At 73.6% G+C, this 25964-nt stretch carries 19 protein-coding genes; 11 read left to right on the forward strand and 8 right to left on the reverse strand.

Annotated elements, in window-relative coordinates; all coding sequences use genetic code 11:
• The first annotated feature begins 250 nt into the window (after window positions 1–250).
• The 6 genes from AC6CH9_RS09335 (at window position 251) to AC6CH9_RS09360 (ending at window position 7738) form a co-directional block, all read left to right on the forward strand.
• Window positions 251–1585 carry an ABC transporter substrate-binding protein gene (locus AC6CH9_RS09335; RefSeq protein ID WP_498154625.1) on the forward strand — a complete coding sequence of 445 codons (1335 nt, stop codon included), beginning with the start codon at window positions 251–253 and terminating at the stop codon, window positions 1583–1585.
• Window positions 1586–1707: 122 nt separating this feature from the next.
• Window positions 1708–2832, forward strand: coding sequence for a carbohydrate ABC transporter permease (locus AC6CH9_RS09340; protein ID WP_498154626.1), 1125 nt, complete (start codon window positions 1708–1710; stop codon window positions 2830–2832).
• Window positions 2829–3749 (forward strand): carbohydrate ABC transporter permease, encoded by a 921-nt coding sequence (locus AC6CH9_RS09345; RefSeq protein ID WP_498154627.1) that lies wholly within the window; start codon window positions 2829–2831, stop codon window positions 3747–3749. Before AC6CH9_RS09340 ends, AC6CH9_RS09345 begins: the two co-directional genes overlap by 4 nt.
• A gap of 124 nt (window positions 3750–3873) precedes the next feature.
• On the forward strand, window positions 3874–5400 hold the full coding sequence (locus AC6CH9_RS09350) for a glycoside hydrolase family 1 protein (RefSeq protein WP_498154628.1): 1527 nt from the start codon (window positions 3874–3876) through the stop codon (window positions 5398–5400).
• Between the two features lie 55 nt (window positions 5401–5455).
• Entirely contained in the window at window positions 5456–6472 is a 1017-nt protein-coding gene (locus AC6CH9_RS09355; protein ID WP_498154629.1) for a LacI family DNA-binding transcriptional regulator, read from the forward strand.
• A 63-nt stretch (window positions 6473–6535) separates the two neighbouring features.
• Complete coding sequence (locus AC6CH9_RS09360; protein WP_498154630.1) at window positions 6536–7738, forward strand: DNA glycosylase AlkZ-like family protein; 1203 nt, start codon at window positions 6536–6538, stop codon at window positions 7736–7738.
• A gap of 23 nt (window positions 7739–7761) precedes the next feature.
• Here the strand turns inward: AC6CH9_RS09360 and AC6CH9_RS09365 are convergent, their stop codons facing one another.
• Window positions 7762–11361, reverse strand: a complete 3600-nt coding sequence (locus AC6CH9_RS09365; RefSeq protein ID WP_498154631.1) for a proline dehydrogenase family protein — start codon at window positions 11359–11361, stop codon at window positions 7762–7764.
• Between the two features lie 53 nt (window positions 11362–11414).
• On the opposite strand from AC6CH9_RS09365, the gene AC6CH9_RS09370 reads away from it, so the two are divergent.
• The 3 genes from AC6CH9_RS09370 to AC6CH9_RS09380 all read left to right on the forward strand — a co-directional run bounded on the left by AC6CH9_RS09370 (window position 11415) and on the right by AC6CH9_RS09380 (window position 14591).
• Window positions 11415–12173 (forward strand): helix-turn-helix transcriptional regulator, encoded by a 759-nt coding sequence (locus AC6CH9_RS09370; RefSeq protein ID WP_498154632.1) that lies wholly within the window; start codon window positions 11415–11417, stop codon window positions 12171–12173.
• A 171-nt stretch (window positions 12174–12344) separates the two neighbouring features.
• Entirely contained in the window at window positions 12345–13163 is an 819-nt protein-coding gene (locus tag AC6CH9_RS09375; RefSeq protein WP_498154633.1) for an aldo/keto reductase, read from the forward strand.
• Window positions 13164–13250: 87 nt separating this feature from the next.
• Window positions 13251–14591 (forward strand): Glu/Leu/Phe/Val family dehydrogenase, encoded by a 1341-nt coding sequence (locus AC6CH9_RS09380; RefSeq protein ID WP_498154634.1) that lies wholly within the window; start codon window positions 13251–13253, stop codon window positions 14589–14591.
• An 83-nt stretch (window positions 14592–14674) separates the two neighbouring features.
• Here AC6CH9_RS09380 and AC6CH9_RS09385 read toward each other — a convergent pair whose 3' ends face one another.
• The 3 genes from AC6CH9_RS09385 to AC6CH9_RS09395 all read right to left on the reverse strand — a co-directional run bounded on the left by AC6CH9_RS09385 (window position 14675) and on the right by AC6CH9_RS09395 (window position 17639).
• On the reverse strand, window positions 14675–15505 hold the full coding sequence (locus AC6CH9_RS09385; RefSeq protein ID WP_498154635.1) for a TspO-related membrane protein: 831 nt from the start codon (window positions 15503–15505) through the stop codon (window positions 14675–14677).
• 150 nt (window positions 15506–15655) lie between these two features.
• Window positions 15656–16390, reverse strand: coding sequence for a hydrogen peroxide-dependent heme synthase (gene hemQ / locus AC6CH9_RS09390; protein ID WP_498154636.1), 735 nt, complete (start codon window positions 16388–16390; stop codon window positions 15656–15658).
• Window positions 16391–16418: 28 nt separating this feature from the next.
• Window positions 16419–17639, reverse strand: coding sequence for a ferrochelatase (locus tag AC6CH9_RS09395; protein WP_498154637.1), 1221 nt, complete (start codon window positions 17637–17639; stop codon window positions 16419–16421).
• 204 nt (window positions 17640–17843) lie between these two features.
• On the opposite strand from AC6CH9_RS09395, the gene AC6CH9_RS09400 reads away from it, so the two are divergent.
• Window positions 17844–18887 carry a DUF2804 domain-containing protein gene (locus AC6CH9_RS09400; protein WP_498154638.1) on the forward strand — a complete coding sequence of 348 codons (1044 nt, stop codon included), beginning with the start codon at window positions 17844–17846 and terminating at the stop codon, window positions 18885–18887.
• 164 nt (window positions 18888–19051) lie between these two features.
• On the forward strand, window positions 19052–20350 hold the full coding sequence (locus AC6CH9_RS09405; RefSeq protein WP_498154639.1) for an alkaline phosphatase: 1299 nt from the start codon (window positions 19052–19054) through the stop codon (window positions 20348–20350).
• Between the two features lie 87 nt (window positions 20351–20437).
• Here AC6CH9_RS09405 and AC6CH9_RS09410 read toward each other — a convergent pair whose 3' ends face one another.
• The 4 genes from AC6CH9_RS09410 to AC6CH9_RS09425 all read right to left on the reverse strand — a co-directional run bounded on the left by AC6CH9_RS09410 (window position 20438) and on the right by AC6CH9_RS09425 (window position 25847).
• Window positions 20438–21511 (reverse strand): carbohydrate ABC transporter permease, encoded by a 1074-nt coding sequence (locus tag AC6CH9_RS09410; RefSeq protein ID WP_237843516.1) that lies wholly within the window; start codon window positions 21509–21511, stop codon window positions 20438–20440.
• Window positions 21508–22473, reverse strand: coding sequence for a carbohydrate ABC transporter permease (locus tag AC6CH9_RS09415; RefSeq protein WP_172820007.1), 966 nt, complete (start codon window positions 22471–22473; stop codon window positions 21508–21510). Before AC6CH9_RS09415 ends, AC6CH9_RS09410 begins: the two co-directional genes overlap by 4 nt.
• 160 nt (window positions 22474–22633) lie before the next feature.
• Window positions 22634–24034, reverse strand: coding sequence for an ABC transporter substrate-binding protein (locus tag AC6CH9_RS09420; protein ID WP_064315298.1), 1401 nt, complete (start codon window positions 24032–24034; stop codon window positions 22634–22636).
• A 118-nt stretch (window positions 24035–24152) separates the two neighbouring features.
• Complete coding sequence (locus tag AC6CH9_RS09425) at window positions 24153–25847, reverse strand: glycoside hydrolase family 13 protein (protein ID WP_498154681.1); 1695 nt, start codon at window positions 25845–25847, stop codon at window positions 24153–24155.
• Between the last annotated feature and the right edge of the window lie 117 nt (window positions 25848–25964).

The following is a 25964-nucleotide window of genomic DNA, read 5'->3' on the forward strand; positions in this document are numbered from 1 at the left end:
CGCCCGCGCGCCCGCCGAGCCGGTCTCGAACCGGTAACGATTTCCGGCGACCCCGACCGCCTGGTAGGCAGTGAAAACGCTCTGACCTGCGGCGACGCGTCGGTGGGAGCGCGACCACACCACGTCCAGGGTGATCGGCGCTTGACATCGGTTCGGCGGGGAAAGCACGATCACTCCGTTGTGTGGAAGCGCTACCACATTGGAGGTGGGAGCGCTGCCACTCCCCCGCCCCACCGACAAGGGAGTCACCGTGCTGAGCAGCACCCGTACGACCCGCCGGCCCCGCAAGGCGATCGCCGCCGTCGCAGGCCTCGCGGCTATCACCCTCACCCTGACCGCGTGCTCGAGCGGCTCCGGCTCGAACGACGACGAGACGGGCTCCGGCGACGGCGAGAAGATCACCCTCACCGTCGCCACGTTCAACGACTTCGGCTACACCGACGAGCTCCTCGCGGCGTACACGGAGGCGCACCCGAACGTCACCGTGAAGCAGACCAAGGCCGCCAAGTCCGAGGACGCGCGCACCAACCTCACCACCAAGCTCGCCGCCGGCGGCGAGGGCCTGGCGGACATCGAGGCCATCGAGGTCGACTGGCTCCCCGAGCTCATGCAGTACCCCGACCTCTTCACCGACCTCACCGACTCGTCGCTCGACGGCCGCTGGGTGGACTGGAAGGTCCAGCAGGCGACGACGCCGGACGGCAAGCTCATCGGCTACGGCACCGACATCGGCCCGAGCGCGATCTGCTACCGCCAGGACCTCTTCGAGGCCGCCGGCCTGCCGACCGACCCCGCCGAGGTGGCGGAGCTCCTCGGTGGCGAGGACGCGACGTGGGACGACTACTTCGCCGCGGGCAAGACCTTCGTCGCCGCGAGCGACTCGGCCTGGTACGACTCCGCGATGTCCATCTCGCAGGCGATGGTCAACCAGATCGACAACGCGTACGAGGAGTCCGACGGCACGCCCAAGGACCTCGCCACGAACCAGCCGATCATCGACATCTACGACACGGTGCTCGAGCAGTCGACGACGAACGAGCTCTCCGCGGGCCTCGAGCAGTGGTCGGGCGACTGGGACGCCGCGTTCCAGAACGACGGCTTCGCGACGATGATCTGCCCCGCGTGGATGACCGGCCCGGTCGAGGAGCGCTCGGGTGGCGTCACCGGCTGGAACGTCGCCGACGTCTTCCCCGGCGGCGGCCTCAACTGGGGCGGCTCGTTCCTCACGGTCCCGGCCTCCGGCCCGAACGCCGAGGCTGCCAAGGAGCTCGCTGCCTGGCTGACCGACCCGGCGCAGCAGACGACGGCCTTCGAGAACGCGGGCACGTTCCCGTCGCAGATCGAGGCGCAGGAGTCCGACGCCGTGCAGTCGTTCACGAACGACTTCTTCAACGACGCCCCGGTCGGCACGATCTTCGTGAACCGTGCGCTCGCGATCGACAGCGCGCCGTTCAAGGGCGCCAACTACTTCTCGATCCACACGACCGTCCAGGACGGCATCAAGCGCGTGGACGTCGAGAAGACCGACGACGCCGCGTCCTCGTGGCAGAAGACGCTCCAGTCCTTCCAGGACCTGGGCCTGTGACCTGACGGGGCCGGGGCGGCACCACGGTGCCGCCCCGGCCCCGCTCGCGTCCACCGCCGGGCGCCGCCGCCCGGCGGCCACCCGACCGCCACCCGCAGTCACCAGCAGCCCAGGAATCCCACATGGCCGTCCTCTCGCCCACCCAGCCCTCCCCGGGGCTCAGCGGGCCGACGCCGCGCACGCCGCGACGCGTCGGCTTCTCCCAGCGCCTGAGCCGCTGGGACGTCAAGGTCTCGCCCTACCTCTACATCTCGCCCTTCTTCATCCTGTTCGCGATCACGGGTCTCTTCCCGCTCGTGTACACGGCCGTGGTGTCGGTCTACGACTGGAACCTGCTCGGCGGCCAGGGCGACTTCGTCGGCCTCCAGAACTACACGGACGTGCTCGCGCAGCCGACGTTCTGGAAGTCGCTGCGCAACACCGTCTCGATCTTCGTCCTGTCGTCCGTGCCGCAGGTGATCGCCGCCATCGCGATCGCCGCGCTGCTCGACCAGAACCTCCGTGCCGCGACCTTCTGGCGCATGGGCGTCCTGCTCCCGTACGTCGTCGCGCCCGTCGCGGTCTCGATGATCTTCGGCCGCCTCTTCGCCGACCAGTACGGCCTCATCAACGAGCTCCTGGGCTTGGTCGGCATCGAGCCGATCCGCTGGCACGCGGACGCGCTCGCGAGCCACGTCGCCATCGCGTCGATGGTGAACTTCCGCTGGACCGGGTACAACGCGCTGATCTTCCTCGCCGCGATGCAGGCCGTGCCGCGCGAGCTGTACGAGGCCGCGATCATCGACGGCGCCGGCCGCGTGCGCCAGTTCTTCTCGGTGACCGTCCCGCAGATCCGCGCGACGATCATCTTCGTCGTCATCACCTCGACGATCGGCGGCCTCCAGATCTTCGACGAGCCGCGCATGTTCGACGCGCAGGGCCTCGGCGGCGCCGACCGCCAGTGGATGACGACCGTGCTCTACCTCTACGACGTCGCGTGGGGCAACCAGAAGAACTTCGGCCGTGCGGCCGCGGTCGCCTGGCTGTTGTTCCTCCTCATCATCCTCATCGGGATCGTCAACTTCCTCGTCACCCGACGGATCGCCACGTCCAACGCCCAGCCACGCCCGCCGCGGTGGGTCCGTCGCCGCCAGGAGACCCAGAAGCGCGTGCGCGCCGAGCGCGCCATGTCGGCCCAGCGCGCGGGCACGGGTGACACGGACGCCGACACGACCGCCGCCAGCACGACCGACCGGAGGAAGCGATGAGCTCCGTCCCCGTCATCGCCCAGACCGCCGGGCCGGGCGCGGCCCGCGCCGCCGCCCGACGCCGCGGCGCCGGGAAGAACGTCGGCGGCACCCAGCGCCGCCCCCGGTGGGTCACGTACACGATCCTCGGGATCGTGCTGCTGGTCTCGATCTTCCCGCTGTACTTCACGCTGATCCTGGGCTCCTCCACGCCGGAGGAGATCTCGCGCAGCGCGCTGCCGCAGCTCCTGCCGGACGCGAGCCTGTTCGACCGGTTCGCCGAGGTCATGAGCTCGGACGCGATCAACTTCTGGAAGGCCGCCTGGAACTCGGTGGTCGTCGCGGTGCTCACGTCGCTGTCCGTCGTGCTGTTCTCGACGCTCGCCGGCTTCTCGTTCTCGAAGCTCCGCTTCCGGGGCCGCGGGCCGCTGCTCGTGTTCGTCATCGCGACGATGGCGGTCCCCACGCAGCTCGGCGTCATCCCGATGTACATCCTCATGTCGGACCTCGGGTGGATCGGCAAGCTCCAGGCCGTCATCGTGCCGGCGCTCGTCACCGCGTTCGGCGTCTTCTGGATGACGCAGTACCTCGGCGAGGCGCTGCCCTACGAGCTCATCGAGGCGGCTCGCGTCGACGGCGCGTCGATGTTCCGCACGTTCTGGTCGATCGCCCTCCCGGCGGCCCGCCCGGCGGCGGCGATGCTCGGCCTCTTCACGTTCGTCCAGCAGTGGACCAACTTCTTCTGGCCGTCGATCGTGCTCAACCAGAACAACCCGACGCTGCCTCTCGTGGTGCGGTCGCTCCAGTCGAACTTCTTCGTCGACTACTCGCTCGTCATGGCGGGGATCTTCCTCGTGACCCTGCCGCTGATCGTCATCTTCATCTTCACCGGCCGCCAGCTCGTGGCAGGCATCATGCAAGGCGCCGTCAAGGGCTGACGCCCGGCGCCACCGTGCGCCCGCGCACCCCCCGGTGCGCGACGCCGCGCGGCAGACCGTCGCGCGGGCGGGCCCACCGGCCCGCCCGCGCGCCACTCCTCGACCCTCGAAGGACAATCGACCCATGACCAGCTTCGTCCCGTCCGCGCCCCTCCTCCCGAACCCGGCGACCGCGACCGGACGTGTCGAGATGCCCCCGGGCTTCCTCTGGGGCGCCGCGACCGCCGCGTTCCAGATCGAGGGCGCGGGGCACACCGACGGCCGCACGGACTCGGTGTGGGACGCGTTCGCCCGCGTCCCGGGCGCCGTCGTGAACGGCGACGACGGCATGGTCGCGTGCGACCACTACCACCGGTACCGCGAGGACGTCGCGCTCATGCGCGAGCTCAACCTCGGCACGTACCGGTTCTCGACGTCGTGGGCGCGCGTCCGGCCCGACGGCGGCGCGCCCAACCCGGCGGGCATCGCCTTCTACGACCGCCTCGTCGACGAGCTGCTCGGCGCGGACATCCTGCCGTGGCTGACGCTGTACCACTGGGACCTCCCCCAGGCGCTCGAGGAGAAGGGCGGCTGGACCTCGCGCGACACGGCCTACCTCTTCGCCGAGTACGCCGTGACGATGCACGAGGCGCTCGGCGACCGCGTGGGCGTGTGGACGACGCTCAACGAGCCGTGGTGCTCGGCCTTCCTCGGCTACACCGCCGGCGTGCACGCGCCCGGCCGCCAGTCGCGCGAGGACGGCCTCGCTGCGGCGCACCACCTCCTGCTCGGCCACGGCCTCGCCGTCCAGGCGCTGCGCGAGCGCGCGCCGGAGGCGAACCTCGGCCTGACGCTGAACTTCACGGTCTCCGACCCTGTCGACCCGCAGGACCCGGCCGACGTCGACGCCGCGCGCCGCATCGACGGGCAGTTCAACCGGATCTTCCTCGACCCGGTCTTCCACGGCGAGTACCCCGAGGACGTCCTCGAGGACGTCGCGCCCTACGGGCTCCTGGACCACGTCAAGGACGACGACCTCGAGATCATCTCCACCCCGATCGACACGCTGGGGGTCAACTACTACAACGGCGGCGCCGTCTCGGGGCACCCGCTGCCCGCGACCGAGTCCGGCGGCGGAACGCGCCCCGAGGGCGTGCGCGACGAGGCCGCGGACGACGCGCCGGTGCGCGCGACGTCGTCCCCCTTCCCGGCCGCGGACGACGCGCACGACCGCTCGCGCGGCCTGCCCCGGACGGACATGGGCTGGGAGGTGCAGCCCGAGGGGCTGACGCGCCTGCTCACGCGCCTCCAGCGGGACTTCACCGGCCCGCGCGGCGTGGCGATGTACATCACGGAGAACGGTGCGGCCTACCCCGACGAGGTGGGTGAGGACGGCGCGGTGGACGACCAGGACCGGCTCGAGTTCATCGATGCGCACCTGCGCGCGACGCGCGACGCGATCGACGCCGGCGCGGACGTGCGCGGGTACTTCGCGTGGTCGCTCCTCGACAACTTCGAGTGGGCGCTCGGCTACACCAAGCGGTTCGGCATCGTCCGCGTCGACTACGAGACGCAGGAGCGCACGGTCAAGGCGAGCGGCGCCTGGTACGCGCAGGTCGCGCGCGACAACGCGGTGCCGGCACGCGCCGCGGACGCCGCCGCCGGGGAGTGACGACACGGTGAGCGGGGCGGTGCGGTCGGCCGGGCGCGCGCGGGATACTGTCCTGATGAACAGCCTGCGCTCCGCGCCGACCCTGGACGAGGTGGCCCAGACGGCGGGTGTCTCGCGCTCGACCGCGTCGCGCGCGATCAACGGCGGCCTGCGCGTGTCGCCCGAGGCCCAGGCGGCGGTCGACGCCGCCGTCGCCCAGCTCGGCTACACGCCCAACCGCGCCGCCCGCTCCCTCGTGACCCGGCGCACCGACTCGATCGCCCTCGTGGTCCCCGAGCCGGACGAGCGCATCCTCACCGACCCGTTCCTCGCGGGCACGATGCGCGGTGTGAGCGCCGCGCTGGGCGGCACGGACCTCCAGCTCGTCCTGCTGTTCGCCCGGCCCGACGAGCAGCCGGGCCGCATCGTGCGGTACCTGAGCAGCGGGCACGTGGACGGCGCGATCGTCGCGTCGCACCATCGCGACGACGAGCTCGAGGAGGCGCTGCTCGCAGCCCGGCTGCCCGCGGTGTTCGTCGGGCGGCCGTTCCGCCCGACGCCCGACCTCCTCTACGTCGACGTCGACAACGTCGAGGGCGGCCGTCTCGCGGCACGTCGGCTCGTCGAGGCGGGCCGCCGTCGGATCGCGACGATCGCCGGCCCGCAGGACATGACGGCGGGCGTCGACCGGCTCGCGGGCTGGCGCGAGGTGCTCCAGGCTGCCGGCCTGCCCGACGACGCGGTCGAGATCGGCGACTTCGCCGTCTCGGGCGGCGCTGCGGCGATGGAACGGATCCTCGCCTCGCACCCCGACGTGGACGGCCTCTTCGTCGCCTCGGACCTCATGGCGGAGGGCGCGCTGCGTGTCCTCGCCGCGCACGGACGCGAGGTCCCGGGCGACGTGTCCGTCGTCGGCTTCGACAACCTCGCCACCGCGGCCTCGACGGTGCCGCCGCTCACCACGGTCCAGAACCCGATGGTCGAGATGGTTCGCGGTGCGACGGACCTCCTGCTCGACCTCGTCGGTGGGCGGGGGGACGAGATCGCGTCGCAGGTCCTCTCCCCGGAGCTCGTCGAGCGCGACTCGGTCTGATCCTCCCGTGACGCTCGGCACGGGCGTCGCGGCGGCGTGGGTGGTCGCTCCTAGCCTGAGCTCGTGACCTCGTCCTCGGCACCCCCGACCCCGCTCTCGCGCGCCGACGTGCTCAGGGCGCGCTGGCACGCGCAGCAGCTCGACCGCGCACCCGACGCGGCCGGCTCCCCCACCGACGTGGCCGTGCTCGACCTGGGAGTGCAGGACACGGGGCCCGACGGCGCCGCCTGGGCCCTCGCCGTCCGCGGCGCCCCGGTCGTGCCGCCGGGCACCCTGCCACCGGACCTCGCCCTCGCGTGGACGCTGCGCGGCGCACCGCACGTCTACCGTCGCGCGGACCTGGCCGACGTCGCCGTCGCGACCGCCCCGCTCTCGGAGGCCGACGCCGCCAAGCGGGTCTTCGACGCGAGCAAGCCGCTGCGCGCGGCGGGCCTCGCCGTGCTCGACGCGCTGCGCACGCAGGCGCGGCTCGAGCGCGAGCTCGTCGTCGACCCGACCGTCAAGGGCGACCTCTCCACGCGGCTCACGCAGCGCCTCCCCGAGCCGCACCTGCGCTGGTGCCGCTCCTGCGGCGCGACGCACAGCTACGAGCAGACGTTCCGCCTCGCGGCTCTCCAGGCCGGGCTCGAGCTGGAGCCCGGCACGTCGCCGCCGGTGCTGCGACGGGTGCCCGGCCTCGAGCCGTCGCTCTACGGCCGGGTCGGGACCGACGCCGCGCCGCGCTTCGACGTCGTCCGGGGCTACCTGCGCTTCTTCCCGGCCGCGAGCGTCCAGGACGTCGCGGGGTTCCTCGACGCGCCGGTCAAGGACGTGCGCGCCCACTGGCCCGGCGACGCCGTGCGTGTGGAGATCACCGACGCGGAGCCCGGCACGCGCCCGGCCGAGCGCTGGGTCCTGGCCGACGACGTCGACCAGCTCCCGGGCGCCGCGGCGCGCCACCGCGACGCGCGCCGGAGCGGAGATGCGCCCGACGTCCGGCTCGTCGGCCCGTACGACCTGTACCTCCAGCTCCGCGACCGCGCCACCCTCGTGCCCGACGAGGCCCGTGCCAAGGACCTGTGGCGCGTCCTCGGCCGGCCCGGGGCGGTGCTCGCGGACGGCGAGGTCGTCGGGACGTGGCGGCCCCGCACGTCGGGCCGACGACTCACGGTCCTCACCGCCCCCTGGGCCCCGTGGGACGCCCACCTCACGGACGCCGTCGCCGCGCAGGCCGAGCGCCTGCGCGCGTTCCGCGACGCGGCGTCCGTCACCGTCTCGTCGGCGTAGACCGCACCCACGACGTCGCGGGCTCAGCGCTTCACGTGGCCGTACCGGTGGGTCGTGCGGCTGACGGCCTGCTCGTGCAGGACCGTGAGCAGCTCGCGGCGGCCGCTCGCGACGACGGGGTGGTCCAGGACCGTGACCTCGCCGACCCGCTCGGCCGCGGCCTCGTGGAGCCCGGGCGCGGAGCCGACGACGCGGACCCGGCCCCGGACCGCTCCGGACGCGACGCGACGCGCGAACTCCTCGTCGCTCACCGCGGCGTCGCCCGTGCTCGGCACGACGATCGCCGGAACCCCCGCCGTGCGCGCGGCCTGCAGCACACGATCGACCTCGACCGGCAGCGCGTCCGCGCCGACGCGCACGGTGAGCACGTCGACCGGGCGGTAGCGGAAGACGTTCGACTCGACGCGCAGGCCCGAGGGGTCGTGGCCCGCGGAGAACTCGCGCTCCCACCACAGCGCGTCGTCGGCCGTCGCCCACGCGAGCCACGTCTCCGGCGCGGTCTCGCGCGCGGGCGGTGCGGCATCGGCGGGCGCGGCTCGTCCGGGCGCCGTGGCGCCCGACGAGGTGCCCGCGCCCTCGTCGACGCCCTCGCCCGTGGCGTCGGCCCAGCGGCCGAGCTGCGCCACGTAGTTCGGGCCGCCCGCCTTGGCGCCCGGCCCGACGGCGGACTGCTTCCAGCCGCCGAACGACTGCCGCTGCACGATCGCGCCGGTGATGTGCCGGTTCACGTAGGCGTTGCCCACCTGGACGGAGTCGAGCCAGCGCGCGACCTCGGCGTCGTCGAGGCTGTGGATGCCGCCGGTGAGCCCGAACGGGACGGCGTTCTGCAGCGCGATCGCCTCGTCGAGCGTCGCGGCGGTCATGATCCCGAGGACGGGGCCGAAGTACTCGGTGAGGTGGAACGGCGACCCGGGCGCCACGCCCTCCTTGAGGCCGGGCGTCCAGAGGCGGCCCTCCAGGTCCGGCCCGCCGTCCAGCCGACGGGGCCGCACGAGCCACGACTCCCCCGGCTCCAGGGTCGTCAGCGCGTGCAGCAGCTTGCCCGAGGCGGGCTCGGTGAGCGGGCCCATGGTCGTCGAGACGTCGGTCGCCGGACCGACGGCGAGCGAGCGCACCGCGTCCACGAGCTGGCGCCGCACGCGCCGCCCCGTCTCGGTTCGCGGGTCGCCCGCCGAGCCGACGAGGATCGCGAGCGACGCGGCCGAGCACTTCTGCCCCGCGTGCCCGAACGCCGAGCGCACGAGGTCGGCGACCGCGAGGTCGAGGTCCGCCGACGGCGTGATGACCAGCGCGTTCTTGCCCGACGTCTCGGCGAGCACCGGGCGCGACGGCTTCCACCGCGCGAAGAGCTGCGCGGTCTCGATCGAGCCCGTGAGCACGACGCGCGCGACGTCGTCGTGCGTGACGAGGCGTGTGCCGAGCTCGTCGTCGGGGACGCGGACGTACTGCACGACCTCGGTCACCGAGCCCGCGTCCAGCCCCGCGAAGTCCCCGGGTTCCGCAGCCACCGCGTCGCGCAGGCCCGCGTGGATCGCCTCGACGGCGACCTCGAGGCAGCGCGGTGTGGGTGGCGCGGGCTTGGCGAGCACGGCCGACCCGGCCGCGAGCGCCGCGAGGACCCCGCCGACGGGGATCGCGACGGGGAAGTTCCACGGCGGCGTGACGAGCGTGACGCCGTCGGGCGTGAAGCGGGCCCCTGGGACGCGCTCGAGGTCCTCGGCCGACCGCGCGTAGTAGGTCGCGAAGTCGACGGCCTCGCTCACCTCGGGGTCGGCCTCGGCGACGGTCTTGCCCGGCTCGTGCACCATCGCGGCGACGAGGTCGGTGCGCGCCTCCTCCAGGCGCCGGGCGACGGCGCGCAGCGCGGCGGCGCGGGCCGCCGGGGCGACCCGCGACCACGCCACGGTCGCGCGCACGGCGGTCGCGACGGCGTCGTCCACCTGCGCGACGGAGGTGAGCGGGGACGTGCGGACGGGCACGTACCCGGAGCCGGTCCCGGTGACGCGCCGCGCCCAGTCGCGCGCGGCGGCGACGGCGGGGTCGGTGTCCGCCGCGTTCGCGAACCCGCCGAACCCGGGGTTACCGGCGGGTTCGGCGCCGTCGTGGCCGGAAACCCCGGGTTCGGCAGCGAGGCGGGACCGGCGGCGGGGTGTCACGTCGGCCTCCGCGGAGTGCACGCCGTGGCGCACGGACGCGCGGAATGCAGCCTCCTGCCGCTCCATCGGGCTGGCCGCGGGCGACGCGTCGGGCGCGAACATGGCGTGGAGGAAGTTCTGCTCGGCGGCGTTCTCCTCGAGGCGGCGCACGAGGTAGGAGATCGCGACGTCGAAGTCCTCGTCGCGCACGACGGGCGTGTACAGCACGACGCGCCCGCCGCGCCCGGCGTGCGGGCCGGTCTCGACGCGGTCGGCCGCGACCTCGTCGCGCACGGCGCGCGCCTCACCGGGGGCCATGCCCTGGAGCATCTCGACGTCGAGCGCGTGGCTCACGCCGCGGGCCCGGCCGAGCAGCACGGCGAGCGCGACGTGGAACAGGTTGTGGCTCGCGACGCCGATGCGCACGGCGTCGGTGCGGGGCTCGCGCAGCGCGTGGTCGAGCAGGCGGACGTAGTTCGCGTCGACGTCCGGCTTGGTCGGGTACGGCGCCTGCGGCCACCCGTGCAGCTCGGCCTCGACGGCCTCCATCGCGAGGTTCGCACCCTTGACGAGACGCACCTTGATCGGCGCTCCCCCGGCGGCGACGCGCTCGGTCGCGAAGCGGGTGAGCCCGTCGAGCGCGCCGAGCGCGTCCGGCAGGTACGCCTGGAGCACGATCCCGGCCTCGAGGTCGTGCAGGTCGTCGTGCGCGAGGATCTCGCGGAAGACCGCGGTCGTGAGCGCGAGGTCCTTGTACTCCTCCATGTCGAGGTTGAGGAACACGCCGTGGTCGCGCGCCGCCCGGTAGAGCGGCAGCAGCCGCTCCACGACGCGCTCGCACGACCCGTCGAGGTCCCACGTGACGAGCTGGGACGCGACGGACGAGACCTTGACCGACACGTAGTCGACGTCGGGGCGCCGCACGAGCGCGAGCGTGCGCTCGAGCCGCGCGTCCGCCTCGGCCTCGCCGAGCACGGCCTCGCCGAGGAGGTTGACGTTGAGCGCGTAGCCCTCCGCGCGGGTCCGGGCGAGGTGCGGGCCGAGGCCGCGACCGGCGTCGGCCACGAGGTGGCCCACGAGCTGGCGCAGGCGCACGCGCGCGGCCGGCACGACGACGCGCGGCAGCACCGGCGCGACGCCCGCACCGACGCGCAGGAGGGACCGGTCGACCGGCCCGAGGAACGACCCCGCGCTGCCCGCGAGCTCACCGAGACGGCCGAGCGCCCGCGCGGCGACGTGCACGTCCTGGGGGCGCGCGACGTCGTCGACGAACCGGACCGCGAGCTCGAGGCCCGCGGGGTCGGAGACGAGCGCACCGAGCCGCTCGGCGGTCCGGCGGGCGCGCGCGTCGCCCGCCCCTTCGCTCGCGGCGAGCCAGCGCCCGGCCAGGGTGACGGCCTCCTCGACGAGGTCTTCCGGGGAGGTGAGGGTCGTGTCGCCGACGGCTCCGGGGGTGGGGAGCGGCCGGGCGGGCGCGTCGTTGCTCATCCCTCCAGGGTGCCTCGGGTCGCGGTGACTCGTCTTGTACGATCCTGGGCGACATGGCACCCGTCCTCGACAACGCGGAGACCTCGCCGCCCGCGGCGGACCGGCTCCTCGAAGCGCTCAGCCCCGCCATGGTCGCGCTCATGGACGAGCTGCCGGACACGATGTTCTGCGCGAAGGACGTCACGGGCCGGTACGTCGCGGTCAACCCGGTGTTCGTCGCGCGCACGAACGAGCGCTCGCGCCGCGCGGTGCTGGGCCGACGCGCGCGCGACCTGTTCGTCCCGCAGCTCGCCGAGCGCTACGAGCAGCAGGACGCCGAGGTGCTGCGCGGGCGCGCGCTGCGGGGCGAGCTCGAGCGCATCCGGCGGCTCGGCGGCACGTCGGGCTGGTTCCTCACGTCCAAGCTCCCCGTGCACGACGACGCGGGTCGCCTCGTGGGGATCGTCTCGGTCTCGCACGACCTGCGCGCGGGCGCGGCGGACGACGCGACGATGGACTCCCTCGCCGCGCTCGTCGCCGCGGTCGAGGCGGACCTCGGGGCGCGCTGGACGACGTCGCGGCTCGCCGAGGCGGCCGGGTGCACGCCCGCGGTGCTCGACCGGCGCGTGCGGAGCGTGTACGGCGTGACGCCGCGCCAGCTCGTGCTGCGCACCCGGGTCGACCACGCGACGCGCCTGCTCGCCGGGAGCACCACCTCGATCGGCGAGATCGCGGCGGAGAGCGGCTTCTACGACCAGCCGTCGTTCACCCGCACGTTCGCGCGCCTCGCGGGCGAGACCCCGGCCCACTACCGCCGGCGCACCCGCCGCTGACCGCCCACGGCACGGCCGCCGCCGGATCCGCCCGTGCCGAGCCCGGGGTTGCGGGTCGCTCCGGGCGCCGGCTGACCGCCAACCCCGGGCTCGGCGTGCTCCGGTGACGCACAGCCCCCGGTGGGCCCGCCGCGGTGGCGAGCGACGCCGTCGGGCACGGAGACTGACCGCATGACCTCTACCAGCTCCTCCCCCGGCGCCTCCGCCGGCCCTGTCCCGACCGTCGACCTGCCCGGCGGCGCGATGCCGCTGCTCGGGCTCGGCACGTGGCAGTCCGAGGGCGACGACGCCTATCGCGCCGTGCGCCACGCGCTCGACGTGGGCTACCGGCACGTCGACACCGCGACGGGCTACGGCAACGAGGCGCAGGTAGGGCGCGCGCTCGCCGACTCGTCCGTGGACCGCGCCGACGTCTTCGTCACGACCAAGCTCCCGCCGGACGCCGCGGGCCGCGAGCGCGAGACGCTCGAGGCGTCGCTGCGCGGCCTCGGCACGGACCACGTCGACCTGTGGCTCATCCACTGGCCGCCGTCCGGCGAGGCGTCGCCGTGGGTCTGGGAGCGGTTCGTCGAGCTGCGGAACGAGGGCAAGGTGCGCTCGATCGGGGTGAGCAACTACTCGGTCGAGCAGGTCGACGTCCTGTCCGACCAGGTCGGCGAGACGCCCGCCGTCGACCAGATCCCGTGGAGCCCCGCCGACTACGACCACCGCGTCGTGCACGAGCTCGCGCAGCGCGGCGTCGTGCTCGAGGGCTACAGCCCGTTCAAGCGCACCGACCTCGACGCGCCGGTGCTCGCCGAGATCGCGGCCGCGCACGGCGTCACGCCCACCCAGGTCGTGCTGCGCTGGCACCTCGACCACGGGTTCGTCGTCATCCCGAAGTCGGTGACGCCGTCGCGCATCGAGGCGAACTTCGCGGTGACCGGGTTCTCCCTCTCCGCGGACGAGCTCGCGGCGATCGACGCCCTGGGGCACCGCCGGGGCGCGTGAGGGGCGAGCGCCCGCGCCGGGGGTAGCGTGACCCTCGGTGCCGCACACCCCCGCGGCACCGAGGAGAAACCTCGAACCGGAGGAACCGTGACGACGACGTCCGTGCCGACCACCCTCACCGGCGGCGAAACCACCCCGAACGACCCCGCTCCCCGTACGACCTCCCGACCCGACGCCGCGACCGCACCGGCGTCCGCGCTCGACACCGCGCACGCGCAGCTCGCCGGCGCGGTCGACTTCCTCGGCTACGACGACGGCCTGCACGAGATGCTCGCGACACCACGGCGCGAGGTGAACGTGGCCGTCCCGCTGCGGCGGGACGACGGCCGCACCGTCCTCTTCCACGGCTACCGCGTACAGCACAACGTCTCGCGCGGACCCGGCAAGGGCGGGCTCCGCTACTCCCCGAGCGTCGACATCGACGAGGTGCGCGCGCTCGCGATGTGGATGACGTGGAAGTGCGCCCTCGTCGACCTGCCCTACGGCGGGGCGAAGGGCGGGGTCTCGATCGACCCGCGCTGCTACTCCGACGCCGAGCTCGAGCGCGTCACGCGCCGCTACACGTCGGAGATCATGCCGGTCATCGGCCCGGAGCGAGACATCATGGCGCCCGACATGGGCACGAGCGAGCAGACCATGGCGTGGGTCATGGACACCTACTCGGTCAACCAGGGCTACACGATCCCGGCCGTCGTGACGGGCAAGCCCATCACCGTGGGCGGGTCGCTCGGGCGCACGACGGCGACCAGCGCGGGCGTCGTGCACGTCACCGCCGCGGCGCTCGACGAGGCGGGCGTGCCGCTGTCCGACGTGCGCGTCGCGATCCAGGGCTTCGGCAAGGTCGGCTCGCACGCGGCGGCGCTGTTCGCGGCGCGCGGGGCGCGCGTCGTCGCGGTCTCCGACCAGTACGGGGGCGTGCACGACCCGGACGGGCTGGACGTGCGCGCGCTGTTCGAGCACGTCGCCGCGACCGGCAGCGTGGTGGGCTTCGACCGTGCCGACCCCGTCGACAACGACGCGCTGCTCGCGCTCGACGTCGACGTGCTGGTCCCCGCGGCGGTCGAGGGCGTGCTCGACGGCGACACGGCCCGCACCGTGCGCGCGCGCTGGGTCGTCGAGGGCGCCAACGGCCCGACGACCGCCGAGGGCGACCGCGTGCTCGCCAAGAACGGCGTGACGGTGGTGCCGGACGTGCTCGCGAACGCGGGCGGCGTCGTCGTCTCCTACTTCGAGTGGGTGCAGGCGAACCAGGCGTACTGGTGGACCGCGGAGGAGATCGGCGAGAAGCTCGAGCACCGCATGCTGCACGCGTACGACGAGGTCGCGGGCCTTGCACGCCGCGAGGAGCTGAGCCTGCGCGACGCCGCGCTCGTCATCGGCGTGCAGCGCGTCGCCGAGGCGCACCAGATCCGCGGCCTCTACCCCTGACCTGCGAGGGGAGGCCCCGCCGAGCACGGGTCTGCGGCCGTCCTGGGCTCGACCCGGTCGCGGACCGCGTGCTCGGCGGGTGATCAGGCGCGCGCCGGGCGGGTCGCGGCGACGACCGCCGCGACGAGCGCGACCGCGGAGGCGGCGACGGCCGCCCCGGCCACGGTGGTGTCCACGAGCTCGCCCTGGAACCGCCCGACGGCGATCCACGCGAGACCCCAGGACATGGCGAGGCCGATGCCGAGGGCGACCGCGCGGCGGCCGGCGGCGAACGCCGCCCACGCGACGGACAGCGCCGCGGCGAGCACGACGAGCACGACCGACCAGCCCGTCGCGCCGAGGCCGAGCTCGCCGACGCCCGCGTCCGTGAGCGCCGCAGCGACGTTCGCGAGCGTCGCGACGCTCACCCAGCCGGTGTACAGGCCCATCGTCCCGTCCAGAACGACGGCCTGCGCGGTCGACTCGGGCCGCCGGCGCACGAGCCGCACGACGACCACCGCGTCGACCGCGAGCAGCGCCGCGATGACGACGACGCTGAACGGGATCCACCCGGCCTGCACGACGCCGATCCACGCGGCGTTGAGGACCATGGAGACCAGGACCCACCACGCGGTCGCGCGCAGCCGCGGGCTCGTCGCGTGCCGCGGCAGCACCTGGTAGACGGCGAACGCGAAGAGGCCGAGGTAGATCACGGACCAGATGCGGAACGCCGGGTTGTCGGGCGCGACGGGCGTCGCGGTCGAGGACAGCGCTCCCCCGGCGGTCTGCTCGACGGCCGTGCCGCCGAACGCGCCCGCACCGTAGGCCGCGGCCCCGGCGGCGACGAGCGAGCCGACGAGGACGACGACCTGGCGGACGCGGTCGGAGGGCGCGGGGGCGGGGACGGCGCCCGCCGGGACGGCTGCTGTGGTCATGCCTCCAGCGTGACATCACTCAGCATGCTGAGCATCTCGGGCGCCGACGCTCCCCCGCGCCGAGAACGACGCTGCTCGCTGCCGAGAACGACTCTGGTGTCGTTATCCGACGGATAACGACACCAGAGTCGTTCTCGGCGCAGGGCCGGGTCAGGCCAAGGGCTGGCGGTCCGCCCAGGCCGTGAGCGTGGTGCGCGGGCCCGTGAAGAACGGGACCTCCTCGCGCACGTGACGGCGCGCCTCGGTCGCGCGCAGCTCGCGCATGAGGTCGACGATGCGGTGCAGCTCGTCGGCCTCGAACGCGAGGATCCACTCGTAGTCGCCGAGCGCGAACGACGCGACCGTGTTGGCGCGCACGTCCGGGTAGTCCTTCGCCGCGAGCCCGTGGTCGCGCAGCATGGTGCGGCGCTCGGCGTCGGGCAGGAGGTACCAGTCGTAGGAGCGCACGAACGGGTAGACGGACAGGTAGTCGCGCGGCGCCTCGCCCGCGAGGAACGCGGGCACGTGCCCCCGGTTGAACTCCGCCGGGCGGTGCAGCGCCGCGTTCGACCACACGGGCTCCAGGTGCGCGCCGAGACCGCTCGCGCGCAGGCGCTGGTAGGCGCCCTGGACGGACTCGACCGTCGGGCCGTGCCACCACACCATGAGGTCGGCGTCCGAGCGCAGGCCCGCGACGTCGTACCAGCCGCGCACGACGAGGTCGCCGTCCGTCGCGGCCGGGTCGTCGCCGCCGCCGACGGCGGTCAGCGCGTCGGCCACGAGGCCCGCGCGCTCGTCCGCGTCGGCGGGCAGGGGCGCCGCCGTCGCGAAGACGGACCACATCGCGTAGCGGATGGTGGTGTTGATCTGCTCGTGGTCCGCGGGGACGCGCGCGGCGTCGTTCATCGGGGTTCCTCCCTGATCGGTACGGGGCTCAGCTGTGGACGTCCGTGCTGCACAGCGCGGGGACGCCGCTCGGCTCCCCGTCGCGACGCAGGCAGCAGCCGGGCGCGCACACCGAGCGGAAGGCGGGCAGGCTGCCGACGGTGGCCTCGGTGACGGCCTCGCCCCGCGCGAGCGCCGCGCGCTCGACGAGCAGGTCCACGAGACCGCGCACGAACGGCTCGCGCGTGCTCACGGTGCCCGCGCGGACCGCGGTCATCCCGAGCCCCGCCGCGGTCTCCATCGCCTCGGTGTCGAGGTCGTACGCGACCTCCATGTGGTCGGAGACGAAGCCGATCGGTGACAGCACGACGTCGCGGACGCCGTCCTGCGCGAGGGCCTCCAGATGGTCGTTCACGTCGGGCTCGAGCCACGGCTGGCTCGGCGGGCCGGACCGCGAGCAGTAGGCGAGGTCCCACGCGACGTCGTGACCCAGGCGCGCCGAGACCTCCGCCGCGATGACGCGCGCGAGGTCGAGGTGCTGCTCGGAGTACGTGGCGAAGGAGATGCGCGACGCCGCCTCCATCGTGTCCGGGATGGAGTGCGTGACGAACACGAGCCGGGCGGCCGTGCCGTCGCCGCCCTTCTCCGCGAGCGCCGCGTAGCCGTCGAGCACCGCGTCGACGTTCGCCTGCGCGAAGCCCGGGTGGTTGAAGTACGAGCGCACCTTGTCGAACTGCACGCCCGTCGAGCCGTCGGGGCCGAGCTGGCCGCGCCCGTCGAGGACGACTGCGAGGTCCTCGCGGTACTGGCGGCAACCCGAGTACGACGAGTACGCCGAGGTCACGAGCGCGACGGCGTTCTTCGCGCCCAGCGCCTCGAGCTCGTCGATCGCGTCCGTCGTGTACGGCTCCCAGTTGCGGTTGCCCCACACGACGGGCAGCTCGACGCCGCGGCGCGCGAGCTCGGCCTCGAGCGCGGCCTTGAGCGCGAGGTTCTGCTCGTTGATGGGGCTCTTGCCGCCGAAGCCGTAGTAGTGCTCGCCGACCTCCTCGAGGCGCGAGTCCGGGATGCCCTTGCCCGCGGTGACGTTGCGCAGGAACGGCACGACGTCCTCGGGCTTGTTGGGCCCGCCGAACGAGTAGAGCAGCAGCGCGTCGTAGGGGCGCAGGTCGGGGGTGGGACCGGGGTCGACGGCGCTCGCAGGGGCGGCGGCGGGCTCAGCGGCCCGACCCGCGTCGGCAGCGACGTCCTGGGGGGAGAACGGGGGCATGCTCCCGATCATGGCACCTGCTCCGGGGCCCGCCCGCCGGGAAACGAGCCGGGCGGACGTGACATTGACGGGACAGAGTGTCACCTCGTCCCGGCCGCTTCCCGCGGCCCCTAGACTCGGCCTCGCTCGCTCCTCGGGCCGGGCATCGGGCACCGTCGCCCGCCGCGCAGGACCGCCCGAGCCGGACCACGTGGAGGTGGAGCGGTGCCGCTCCCGGAGATCACCGAGCGCGTCGCGCTCACCCTGCCCGACGGGAGCCTCGACCGCCGGTCGGTCGGCTGGGCGCGGCAGCCGCTCGTCGACACGTCCGGGGTGGCACGGGACGGCCGCTGCCGCTGGAGCCGTCACCGTGGCCGGAACAAGCGCTGGGAGTACTGGGGCGTCGTCACCCCGACGCACGTCCTCGCGCTGACGGTGTCCTCGCTCGACTACGCCGCGGTGCACGAGGTCTGGGTGCTGGACCGGGAGACGGGCCGCACGTGGGGCGAGGCCGCGACCGTCGTCCCGGCGCGCGGCGTCGAGCTGCCCGGGTCGCTCGGGGACGGCCCGGCGCGCGCCCGGGCGAAGAACCTCGCGATCGACCTCGACGAGGTCGACGGCGGGACGCGCCTGCGCGCGCGGACCCGGGACGTCTCGTTCGACGTGGTCGCCGAGCTGCCGCCCGGGCACGAGCGGCTCGCCGTCGTCGTGCCGTGGAACGACACGCTCTTCCAGTACACGGTCAAGGACGTCGCGCGCCCGGCGCACGGCACGCTGTGGGTCGACGGTCGGACGGTCGACGTGCCCGCCGGGTCGTCGTGGGCCGTGCTCGACCACGGGCGCGGCCGCTGGCCGTACGACGTGCGCTGGAACTGGGGCGCGGGCTCGGGCAAGAGCCACGGGCGGGTCGTCGGGATCCAGGTGGGCGGACGCTGGACGGTCGGCACGGGCTCGACCGAGAACGCGGTCCTCGTCGACGGGCGCCTCCACCACCTCCCCGACGAGCTGGTCTGGGACTACGACCTCGCCGACCCGGACCGGCCGTGGCGCGTCACCGGCGGCGGGCTCGACGCGACGTTCGAGCCCTTCCACACCAAGGTCACGCGCACGCACCTCGGCGTCGTGTCGTCGTCGACCGACCAGAGCTTCGGCACCTGGTCGGGCACGTTCACCCTGTCAGGTGGCGAGACGTCGGACGGGCACGACGCCGGGACGGTGCAGTTCGACGGGCTCGTCGGCTGGGCCGAGGAGGTCCACAACCGCTGGTGAGCGCCGGGCGACCCGACCCGGGTTGCCAGTGCCGACCCTGTGCCTAGCGTGGACTGGGACCGGCGGCACCGACGCCGTCGGGCGCGGCCCGCGCGCGACGGCGACACCGTCCCCTCCGCGGCCGTGCCGGCACCGGCAGCGACGCCGGTGGGAAGGGGAGGCTCATGCAGTCACGACGAGGACAGCTCCGGGCGGGTACCACGGGGGTCGCGGCGGCCGCGGCGCTCGTGATGCTCCTGCCGTTCGGCGGGAGCGAGCGGGGCGACGGCCAAGGTCACGGCCACGGCCAGGGCCACGGGAACGACCGCGCCCGCAACGTCATCTTCATCCAGGGCGACGGGCTCGGCCTGTCGCACCGCGAGCTGATCCGGCTCGCGACGGTCGGCAAGGACGGGCAGCTCGCGATGGACTCGCTCGAGCACGCCGGCTGGACCACCACGGACTCGGCCGACCCCGAGGAGGCGGTCACCGACTCCGCCGCGGGCGCGACCGCGTTCGCGTCCGGGGTGCGGACGTACAACGGGGCGGTCGGCGTCGACGTCGACGGCAACCCGGTCCCGACCCTCCTCGAGGCGGCCCGGGGCGCGGGCAAGGCCACCGGGCTGGTCACGACGGCGCAGGTCACCGACGCGACGCCCGCGGCGTTCGGCGCGCACGTGCCCGACCGCGGCGACCAGAGCGAGATCGCGCGCCAGTTCCTCGAGAGCTCGCGGCCCGACGTCGTGCTCGGCGGCGGCGAGGACTGGTGGTTCCCGGCGGGTGACCCGGGCGCGTGGGAGGACAACCCCGCGAAGGACCCCACCGAGCAGAGCAAGGGGACCGAGGGGAACCTCGTCGAGCGCGCGCAGGACCTCGGCTACACCTACGTGAGCGACGCCGAGGGGCTCGCGGACGCGCGCGGTCGCAAGCTGCTCGGCCTGTTCGCCAACGAGGAGATGTTCGAGCAGCGCAACGAGGGCGAGGGCGACCTGTACGAGCCGGAGGTGCCGCTCGTCGACATGACGGCCAAGGCGCTCGACGTGCTGAAGCGCGACCGTGACGGGTTCTTCCTGCTCGTCGAGGAGGAGGCGGTGGACGAGTTCGCGCACCGCAGCAACGCGACGCGCACGATCCAGGCCGGGCAGGCGCTCGACGAGACCGTCGCGCTCGCGCTCGACTTCGCGAAGGAGAACCGGGGCACGCTCGTGCTCGTCGTGGGCGACCACGCGACGGGCGGGCTCGCGATCGAGAACGTCGACCCCGAGGACGAGGGCGGCGAGGGCGCCACGACCGAGGACGGCCCGTTCGACCTCGCGGGGTCCGACCTCCAGTTCACGGTCGACTGGACCACGGGCGGCCACACCGGCGAGGCCACGCCGATCACCGCGCAGGGCCCCGGCGCCGCACGCCTCGCGGGCGCGCAGCGCAACACCGACGTCCACGACGCCGTCCTGCGCGCCATGCAGGGCCGGGGCCGCGGCTGACCACGACCCCTGCGCGCGGTCGAGAACGACTTTGGTGTCGTTATCCGCGGGATAACGACACCAAAGTCGTGTTCGGCGACGGACGTGTCAGCCCTTGACCGCTCCTCCCAGGCCGGCGCCCTGGAGGAACATGCGCTGGAACACCAGGAACAGCGCGACCGGGATGAGCGTGGAGATCGCGAGCGCCGCGAGGAACACGCCGAGGTCGGTCGACGCCTCGATCGACGGCAGGCGCACGGAGAGCGGCTGGATCGCCGGGTCCTTGAGGACCAGGAGCGGCCAGAGGAAGTCCTTCCAGGCCGCGATGACCGCGAACACCGACACGACGCCGATGATCGGCTTGGACATCGGCAGCACGACCGACCAGAACAGCCGGTACGGCCCGGCGCCGTCCATGCGCGCGGCCTCGAACACCTCGCGCGGGAGGCTGTCGAAGAACCGCTGGACGAGCAGCACGTTGAACGCGCTCGCGCCCGCCGGCAGCCACACGGCCCAGAAGCTGTTGATGAGCGACCGGCCCAGCAGCGGCGGGTCGAGGATCGTCAGGTACAGCGGGACGAGCAGGACGATCGCCGGGACGAACATGGTCGACAGGACGAGCGCCTGCACGACCTTCCCGTACCTCGGCCGCAGGACGGACAGCGCATAGCCGCCCGTCGTCGCGACCAGGATCTGCGACGCCCACGACCCGACCGCGAGCCAGATCGTGTTGAGGAAGTACCGGCTGACCTGGACGTCGTTCCACGCCTTGTCGAGGTTGTCCCACGCGATGCCGTTCGGGAAGATCGCCATCGGCGTGCGCAGGATGTCCTGCGTCGGCGTGACCGCGTACTTGGCGAGCAGCAGCATCGGGCCGAGCCCCGCGACGACGAGGATCACGAGCAGCAGGACGTGCGTGGTACCCATCCCCCACCGGATCGACGGGCGGCGCCAGTCCGCCTCGGAGAGCGCGCCGCGGTCCTCGACCCCGTCGAGCGCCTTGCGACGGCGCGCGCGCACCTTGCGGCGCTCGGACTCGCGCCGGTTGCGGCTGGCCTCGGCGGCGCGACGCGAGGTCCCCGTGCCGCCCGTCGGGCCCGCCGGCGTGCTGTCGGCCGTCGCCGCGGAGTCCTGCGAGACGACGCCGATCTCGCTCGGGTTGTCGGTGGGCGAGAGAGTCATGACGTGCTCCAGGACCGGGTGAGCCGGAAGTAGAGGATCGAGAAGACGGCGAGGACGGCCGCGAGCATGATCGACAGCGCGGTCGCCGCCCCGTAGTCGCCGCCGAGGCTGTTCTGGAAGGCGTAGCGGTAGATGAGCAGCAGGATCGTCAGGGTCGCGTTGTTCGGCCCGCCGCCCGTGAACAGGTAGGGCTCGAGGAAGACCTGCGCCGTGCCGATCACCTGGAGGATCAGCGTGATGAACAGGACGCCGCGCAGCGCCGGGAGCGTCACGTGCCAGATCTTGCGCCACAGCCCCGCGCCGTCCACCTCGGAGGCGTCGTAGAGCTCGGGCGGCACGCTCGTCAGGGCGGCGAGGTAGATGATGATCGTCCCGCCCGCGCCGGCCCACGTGGCGGCGAGCACGAGCGAGGGCATCGCCGTCGAGGCGTCCTGGAGCCACGGGTACGGGCCGAGCCCGACCCAGCCGAGGATCGTGTTGAACACGCCCGTCGGGCTGCCGTTGTAGAAGAACTTCCACAGCAGCACCGCGACGACCGGCGGCACGACGACCGGCAGGTACGCGAGCGCGGAGTACAGCCCGCGCGCCCGGCGCACCTCCCGCATGAGCACCGCGGCGACGAGCGGGATCGGGTACCCGAACAGCAGGGCGAGGAACGCGAAGTACAGCGTGTTCTTCACGGCCTTCCACAGGAGCGGGTCGTTCAGCACCTGGCGGAAGTTGTCGAGCCCGACGAACGTCGGGTCGCTCACGAGGTTCGTCTCCTGGAAGCTCATGATCACCGCGCGCACGATCGGGAACCACGAGAAGACGCCGAAGATCAGGATCAGCGGGAGCAGGAAGACGAGGTTGCTCAGGCCGCCGCCACGGAACCACGTCACGGGGCTGCGGCGTCGGCCGTCGCGGTCGGCCCGCGCGTGGGAGGCGGGTCCCCGTCGCGGCGGGGCGGTGGTGGCGGTCACGGGCGAACGTCCTTCGGTGCGGTGGGGAGGTGCCCGACGACGCGAGGTGCGTCGCGCCGTCGGGCACCGGCGGGGTACGGGTCGGCCGGCAGGGGGCGCTGCCGGCCGACCCGGGTCTGCGGGTCGCGCGGCCCGGTGCGGGCCGCGCGACCGCGGGGCGTCAGCCCTGGTCGAGCAGGGCCTGCGCCTCGGTGTTCGCCTGCTCCAGCAGCGCGTCCACGTCGGCGTTCTCGTCCGTCAGGACGGCCTGGACGACCGGGTCGAGCAGGGCGTAGATCTCCTGCGTCTTCTGCGACGGCTCACCGACGAGCGGCAGGTCGAACATCGTGTCCGTGTAGCTCGTCATCTGGTCGAGCGGGACGTTGATGTAGTCCTTGATCCACTCCTGGTTCTGCTCGTACTGCTCCTGGGAGAACATCGGCAGGACCGGGGTGCCCACGGGCTGGTCGTTCGCGACGAGCGTCTCGGCGTCGGCGACGGCGCGCTTCTCGTCGACGAGCTTGCCGAGGTAGAAGAAGTCGATCCACTTGATCGCGGCCTCCTTCTTCGACTCGTCGACGTTCGCCGGCATCGCGGCGAGCGTGCCGCCCGTGAGGACGCCCGCGTCGTCGCCCTCGAGCGGGAGCGCCGCGAGACCGTAGGTGGCGGGGTCGATCGCGTTCGTCTGGACGAGCGACGTGAAGACGTCCGAGCCCGACGTGTACATCGCGACCTGGCCGGCGGCGAACGCCTGGTTCATCGTGCCCCAGTCGAGGAGGAAGTTGCTCCCGAGGGAGTTGTCCTCCCAGCGCATGGCCTTGAGCCACTCGAGCGCTTCCTTGGTGCCGTCGTTCGTGAGCGTCGAGGTGGCCGTGCCGTCGTCCGCGACCTCCTGCGTGCGGCCGCCGCGCGCGAAGGTGTTGACCGTGAGCTGCCAGCCGCCCGTGTTGTTCTGCGACATCTGCATGTAGCCCGCCACGCCGGGGTTCGCGTCCGCGATCTTCTTCGCGTCCTCGCGGACCTCGTCCCACGTGGTCGGCGGCTGGTCGGGGTCGAGCCCTGCGGACTCGAACAGCGCGCGGTTGTAGTGCAGGCCCACGCCGTACACGTTCTTCGCGGGGATCGCGTAGACGTGGCCGTCGGCGCCCGTACCCGCCTCGATGATCGCCGGGTTGAACTTGTCGGCGTAGGGCAGGGTGCGGAACTGCTCGTCGAGGTCGGCGAGCTGGCCGTTCTCGACGAGCGTCTTCGCGTCCGTGAACGGGATCTCGAAGACGTCGGGCAGCGTGCCGCCGGCGAGCTGGGGGGCGAACGTCGTCGCCTTCCACTCGTACTCCTCGGGCACGATGTCGATGTCGGGGTTCGCGGTCTCGAACTCCTCGACCTGGGCGTTGAAGGCGTCGATCGCCTCCTGCTCGGAGCCCGGGAGGAGGGAGACCACCTTGAGGGTGACCTTCCCGTCGCCGTCCGAGCCGCTGCTCTCGTCGTCGCTGCCCGAGCCGCCGCTCGAGCACGCGGCGAGCGTGCTGATCGCGAGCGCCCCCGCGAGGGTGAAGGCGATCGCCTGACGTGTGGACTTCATCGTCACTCCTGTGTTCCGGTGGTGCTGGGTGTGTGCTGGGTGAGTGCTGGGTGTCCGGGCCGACCGGCTCGCGGCCCGGGGACTGGTGGCGGTCAGGCCCGACGGCTCGTGCGCGGCGTCACGTGCGCAGCCAGACCGCGGTGTCGGGGGCGAGGCGCGTCGGTGGCTCCGACGCGTCCGCCCCGTGCGGGGTGCCGCTGTGGAGGAGGACCTCGGCGTCCGCGGGCAGCGGCACGTCCTCGGCCCCGAGGTTGACCACGCACGTGACCGCGCGGTCGTCGTCACCGCGGGTGTCCCCGCGGACGAAGGCGAGCACGTCGTCGCCGAGCGCGACCCCACCGAGGGAGTCGAGCCAGCGGAACGCCTCGCCGTGCAGCGCGGGCTCCGCGCGCCGCGTCGCGAGCACGCGGCGGTAGAGCGCGAGCATCGACGTCTCGTCGTCGGCCTGCGCCTCGACGGACACCTCGCCCCAGCCCGCGGGCTGAGGCAGCCAGGGCCGCGCGCCGCCGTCGGGCCCGAACCCGTTGCTCGTGCCGCCGCGCGTCCACGGGAGGGGGACGCGGCAGCCGTCGCGACCGGGGTCGACGCCGTCGGAGCGGAAGTGCATGGGGTCCTGGATCGCGTCGAGCGGAAGGTCCTCGACCTCGGGCAGGCCGAGCTCGTCGCCCTGGTAGAGATAGAGAGAGCCCGGCAGCGCGGCCGAGAGCAGCGCGGCGGCGCGGGCCCGACGGCGCCCGGTCTCCAGGTCCGTCGGCGTGCCGAAGCGCTTGGTCGCGAAAGCGAACGAGCTGTCCTCGCGGCCGTACCGCGTCACCGGGCGCGTCACGTCGTGGTTCGAGAGCACCCACGTCGCGGGCGCCGCGACCGGGGCGTGCGCGTCGAGCGTCGTCTGGACCGACTCGCGCAGCGCCTTCGCGTCCCACGGGCGCGCCATGAAGTCGAAGTTGAACGCCGTGTGCATCTCGTCCGGGCGCAGGTACTGGGCGAACCGGGCACGGTCCGCGAGCCACACCTCGCCCACGAGCACGCGAGGCTCCTCGTAGGAGTCGGCGACGGCGCGCCAGCCGCGGTAGATGTCGTGCAGCTCGTCCCGGTCGACGTGCGGGTGCTCGCCCGGACCGGGGTGGGCCGGGACCTCGGGCAGCGCCGGGTCCTTGACGAGCTGGGCGGCGGAGTCGATGCGGATGCCCGCGGCGCCGCGGTCGAACCAGAACCGCAGGATGTCCTCGTGCTCGCGGCGCACGTCGGGGTGGTTCCAGTTGAGGTCCGGCTGCTCGGGCGCGAACACGTGCAGGTACCACTCGCCGGGCGTGCCGTCGGGGTTCGTCGTGCGCGTCCACGTGCTGCCCTGGAACTCGGAGACCCAGCGCGTCGGGATCTCGGAGCCGTCCTCGCCCTTGCCCGGGTGGAACCAGAAGCGCTCGCGCTCGGGCGATCCGGGGCCGGCCGCGAGGGCCGCCTTGAACCACTCGTGCTCGGACGAGACGTGGTTGGGGACGACGTCGATGATCGTGCGGATCCCGAGCTCGCGCGCCTCCGCGATGAGCTGCTCGGCCTCGGCCAGCGTGCCGAACTGGGGGTCGATCGCGCGGTAGTCCGCGACGTCGTAGCCGCCGTCGGCCAGCGGGGACACGTACCAGGGGGTGAACCAGATCGCGTCGACCCCGAGGTCGCGCAGGTAGGTGAGGTGCTGACGCACGCCCGCGAGGTCGCCCGTCCCGTCGCCGTTCCCGTCCGCGAAGCTGCGCACGTACACCTGGTAGATCACGGCGCCGCGCCACCAGTCGGGCGACGCCGCCCCCGGCGCCCGCACCGCCTGCGCGAGAGTCGCGTCGGGGGTGGGTTCGCCGTCGGCGACTCGGGGGTGATCGTTGCTCACCGCGTCCTCTTCCGTGAGTTCGTGGGCTGCACGTGCCTGGGCCGTGCCTCG

Source organism: Cellulosimicrobium sp. GQ32, assembly GCF_059758455.1.

What these genes read in the sequence shown, in the direction of transcription:
- AC6CH9_RS09340 (WP_498154626.1), top strand. Translation starts at nt 1,708, where the DNA reads ATGGCCGTCCTCTCGCCCACCCAGCCCTCCCCGGGGCTCAGCGGGCCG.
- AC6CH9_RS09345 (WP_498154627.1), top strand. Translation starts at nt 2,829, where the DNA reads ATGAGCTCCGTCCCCGTCATCGCCCAGACCGCCGGGCCGGGCGCGGCC.
- AC6CH9_RS09350 (WP_498154628.1), top strand. Translation starts at nt 3,874, where the DNA reads ATGACCAGCTTCGTCCCGTCCGCGCCCCTCCTCCCGAACCCGGCGACC.
- AC6CH9_RS09355 (WP_498154629.1), top strand. Translation starts at nt 5,456, where the DNA reads ATGAACAGCCTGCGCTCCGCGCCGACCCTGGACGAGGTGGCCCAGACG.
- AC6CH9_RS09365 (WP_498154631.1), bottom strand. Translation starts at nt 11,361, where the DNA reads ATGAGCAACGACGCGCCCGCCCGGCCGCTCCCCACCCCCGGAGCCGTC.
- AC6CH9_RS09370 (WP_498154632.1), top strand. Translation starts at nt 11,415, where the DNA reads ATGGCACCCGTCCTCGACAACGCGGAGACCTCGCCGCCCGCGGCGGAC.
- AC6CH9_RS09375 (WP_498154633.1), top strand. Translation starts at nt 12,345, where the DNA reads ATGACCTCTACCAGCTCCTCCCCCGGCGCCTCCGCCGGCCCTGTCCCG.
- AC6CH9_RS09385 (WP_498154635.1), bottom strand. Translation starts at nt 15,505, where the DNA reads ATGACCACAGCAGCCGTCCCGGCGGGCGCCGTCCCCGCCCCCGCGCCC.
- hemQ (WP_498154636.1), bottom strand. Translation starts at nt 16,390, where the DNA reads ATGAACGACGCCGCGCGCGTCCCCGCGGACCACGAGCAGATCAACACC.
- AC6CH9_RS09395 (WP_498154637.1), bottom strand. Translation starts at nt 17,639, where the DNA reads ATGCCCCCGTTCTCCCCCCAGGACGTCGCTGCCGACGCGGGTCGGGCC.
- AC6CH9_RS09405 (WP_498154639.1), top strand. Translation starts at nt 19,052, where the DNA reads ATGCAGTCACGACGAGGACAGCTCCGGGCGGGTACCACGGGGGTCGCG.
- AC6CH9_RS09410 (WP_237843516.1), bottom strand. Translation starts at nt 21,511, where the DNA reads ATGACTCTCTCGCCCACCGACAACCCGAGCGAGATCGGCGTCGTCTCG.
- AC6CH9_RS09420 (WP_064315298.1), bottom strand. Translation starts at nt 24,034, where the DNA reads ATGAAGTCCACACGTCAGGCGATCGCCTTCACCCTCGCGGGGGCGCTC.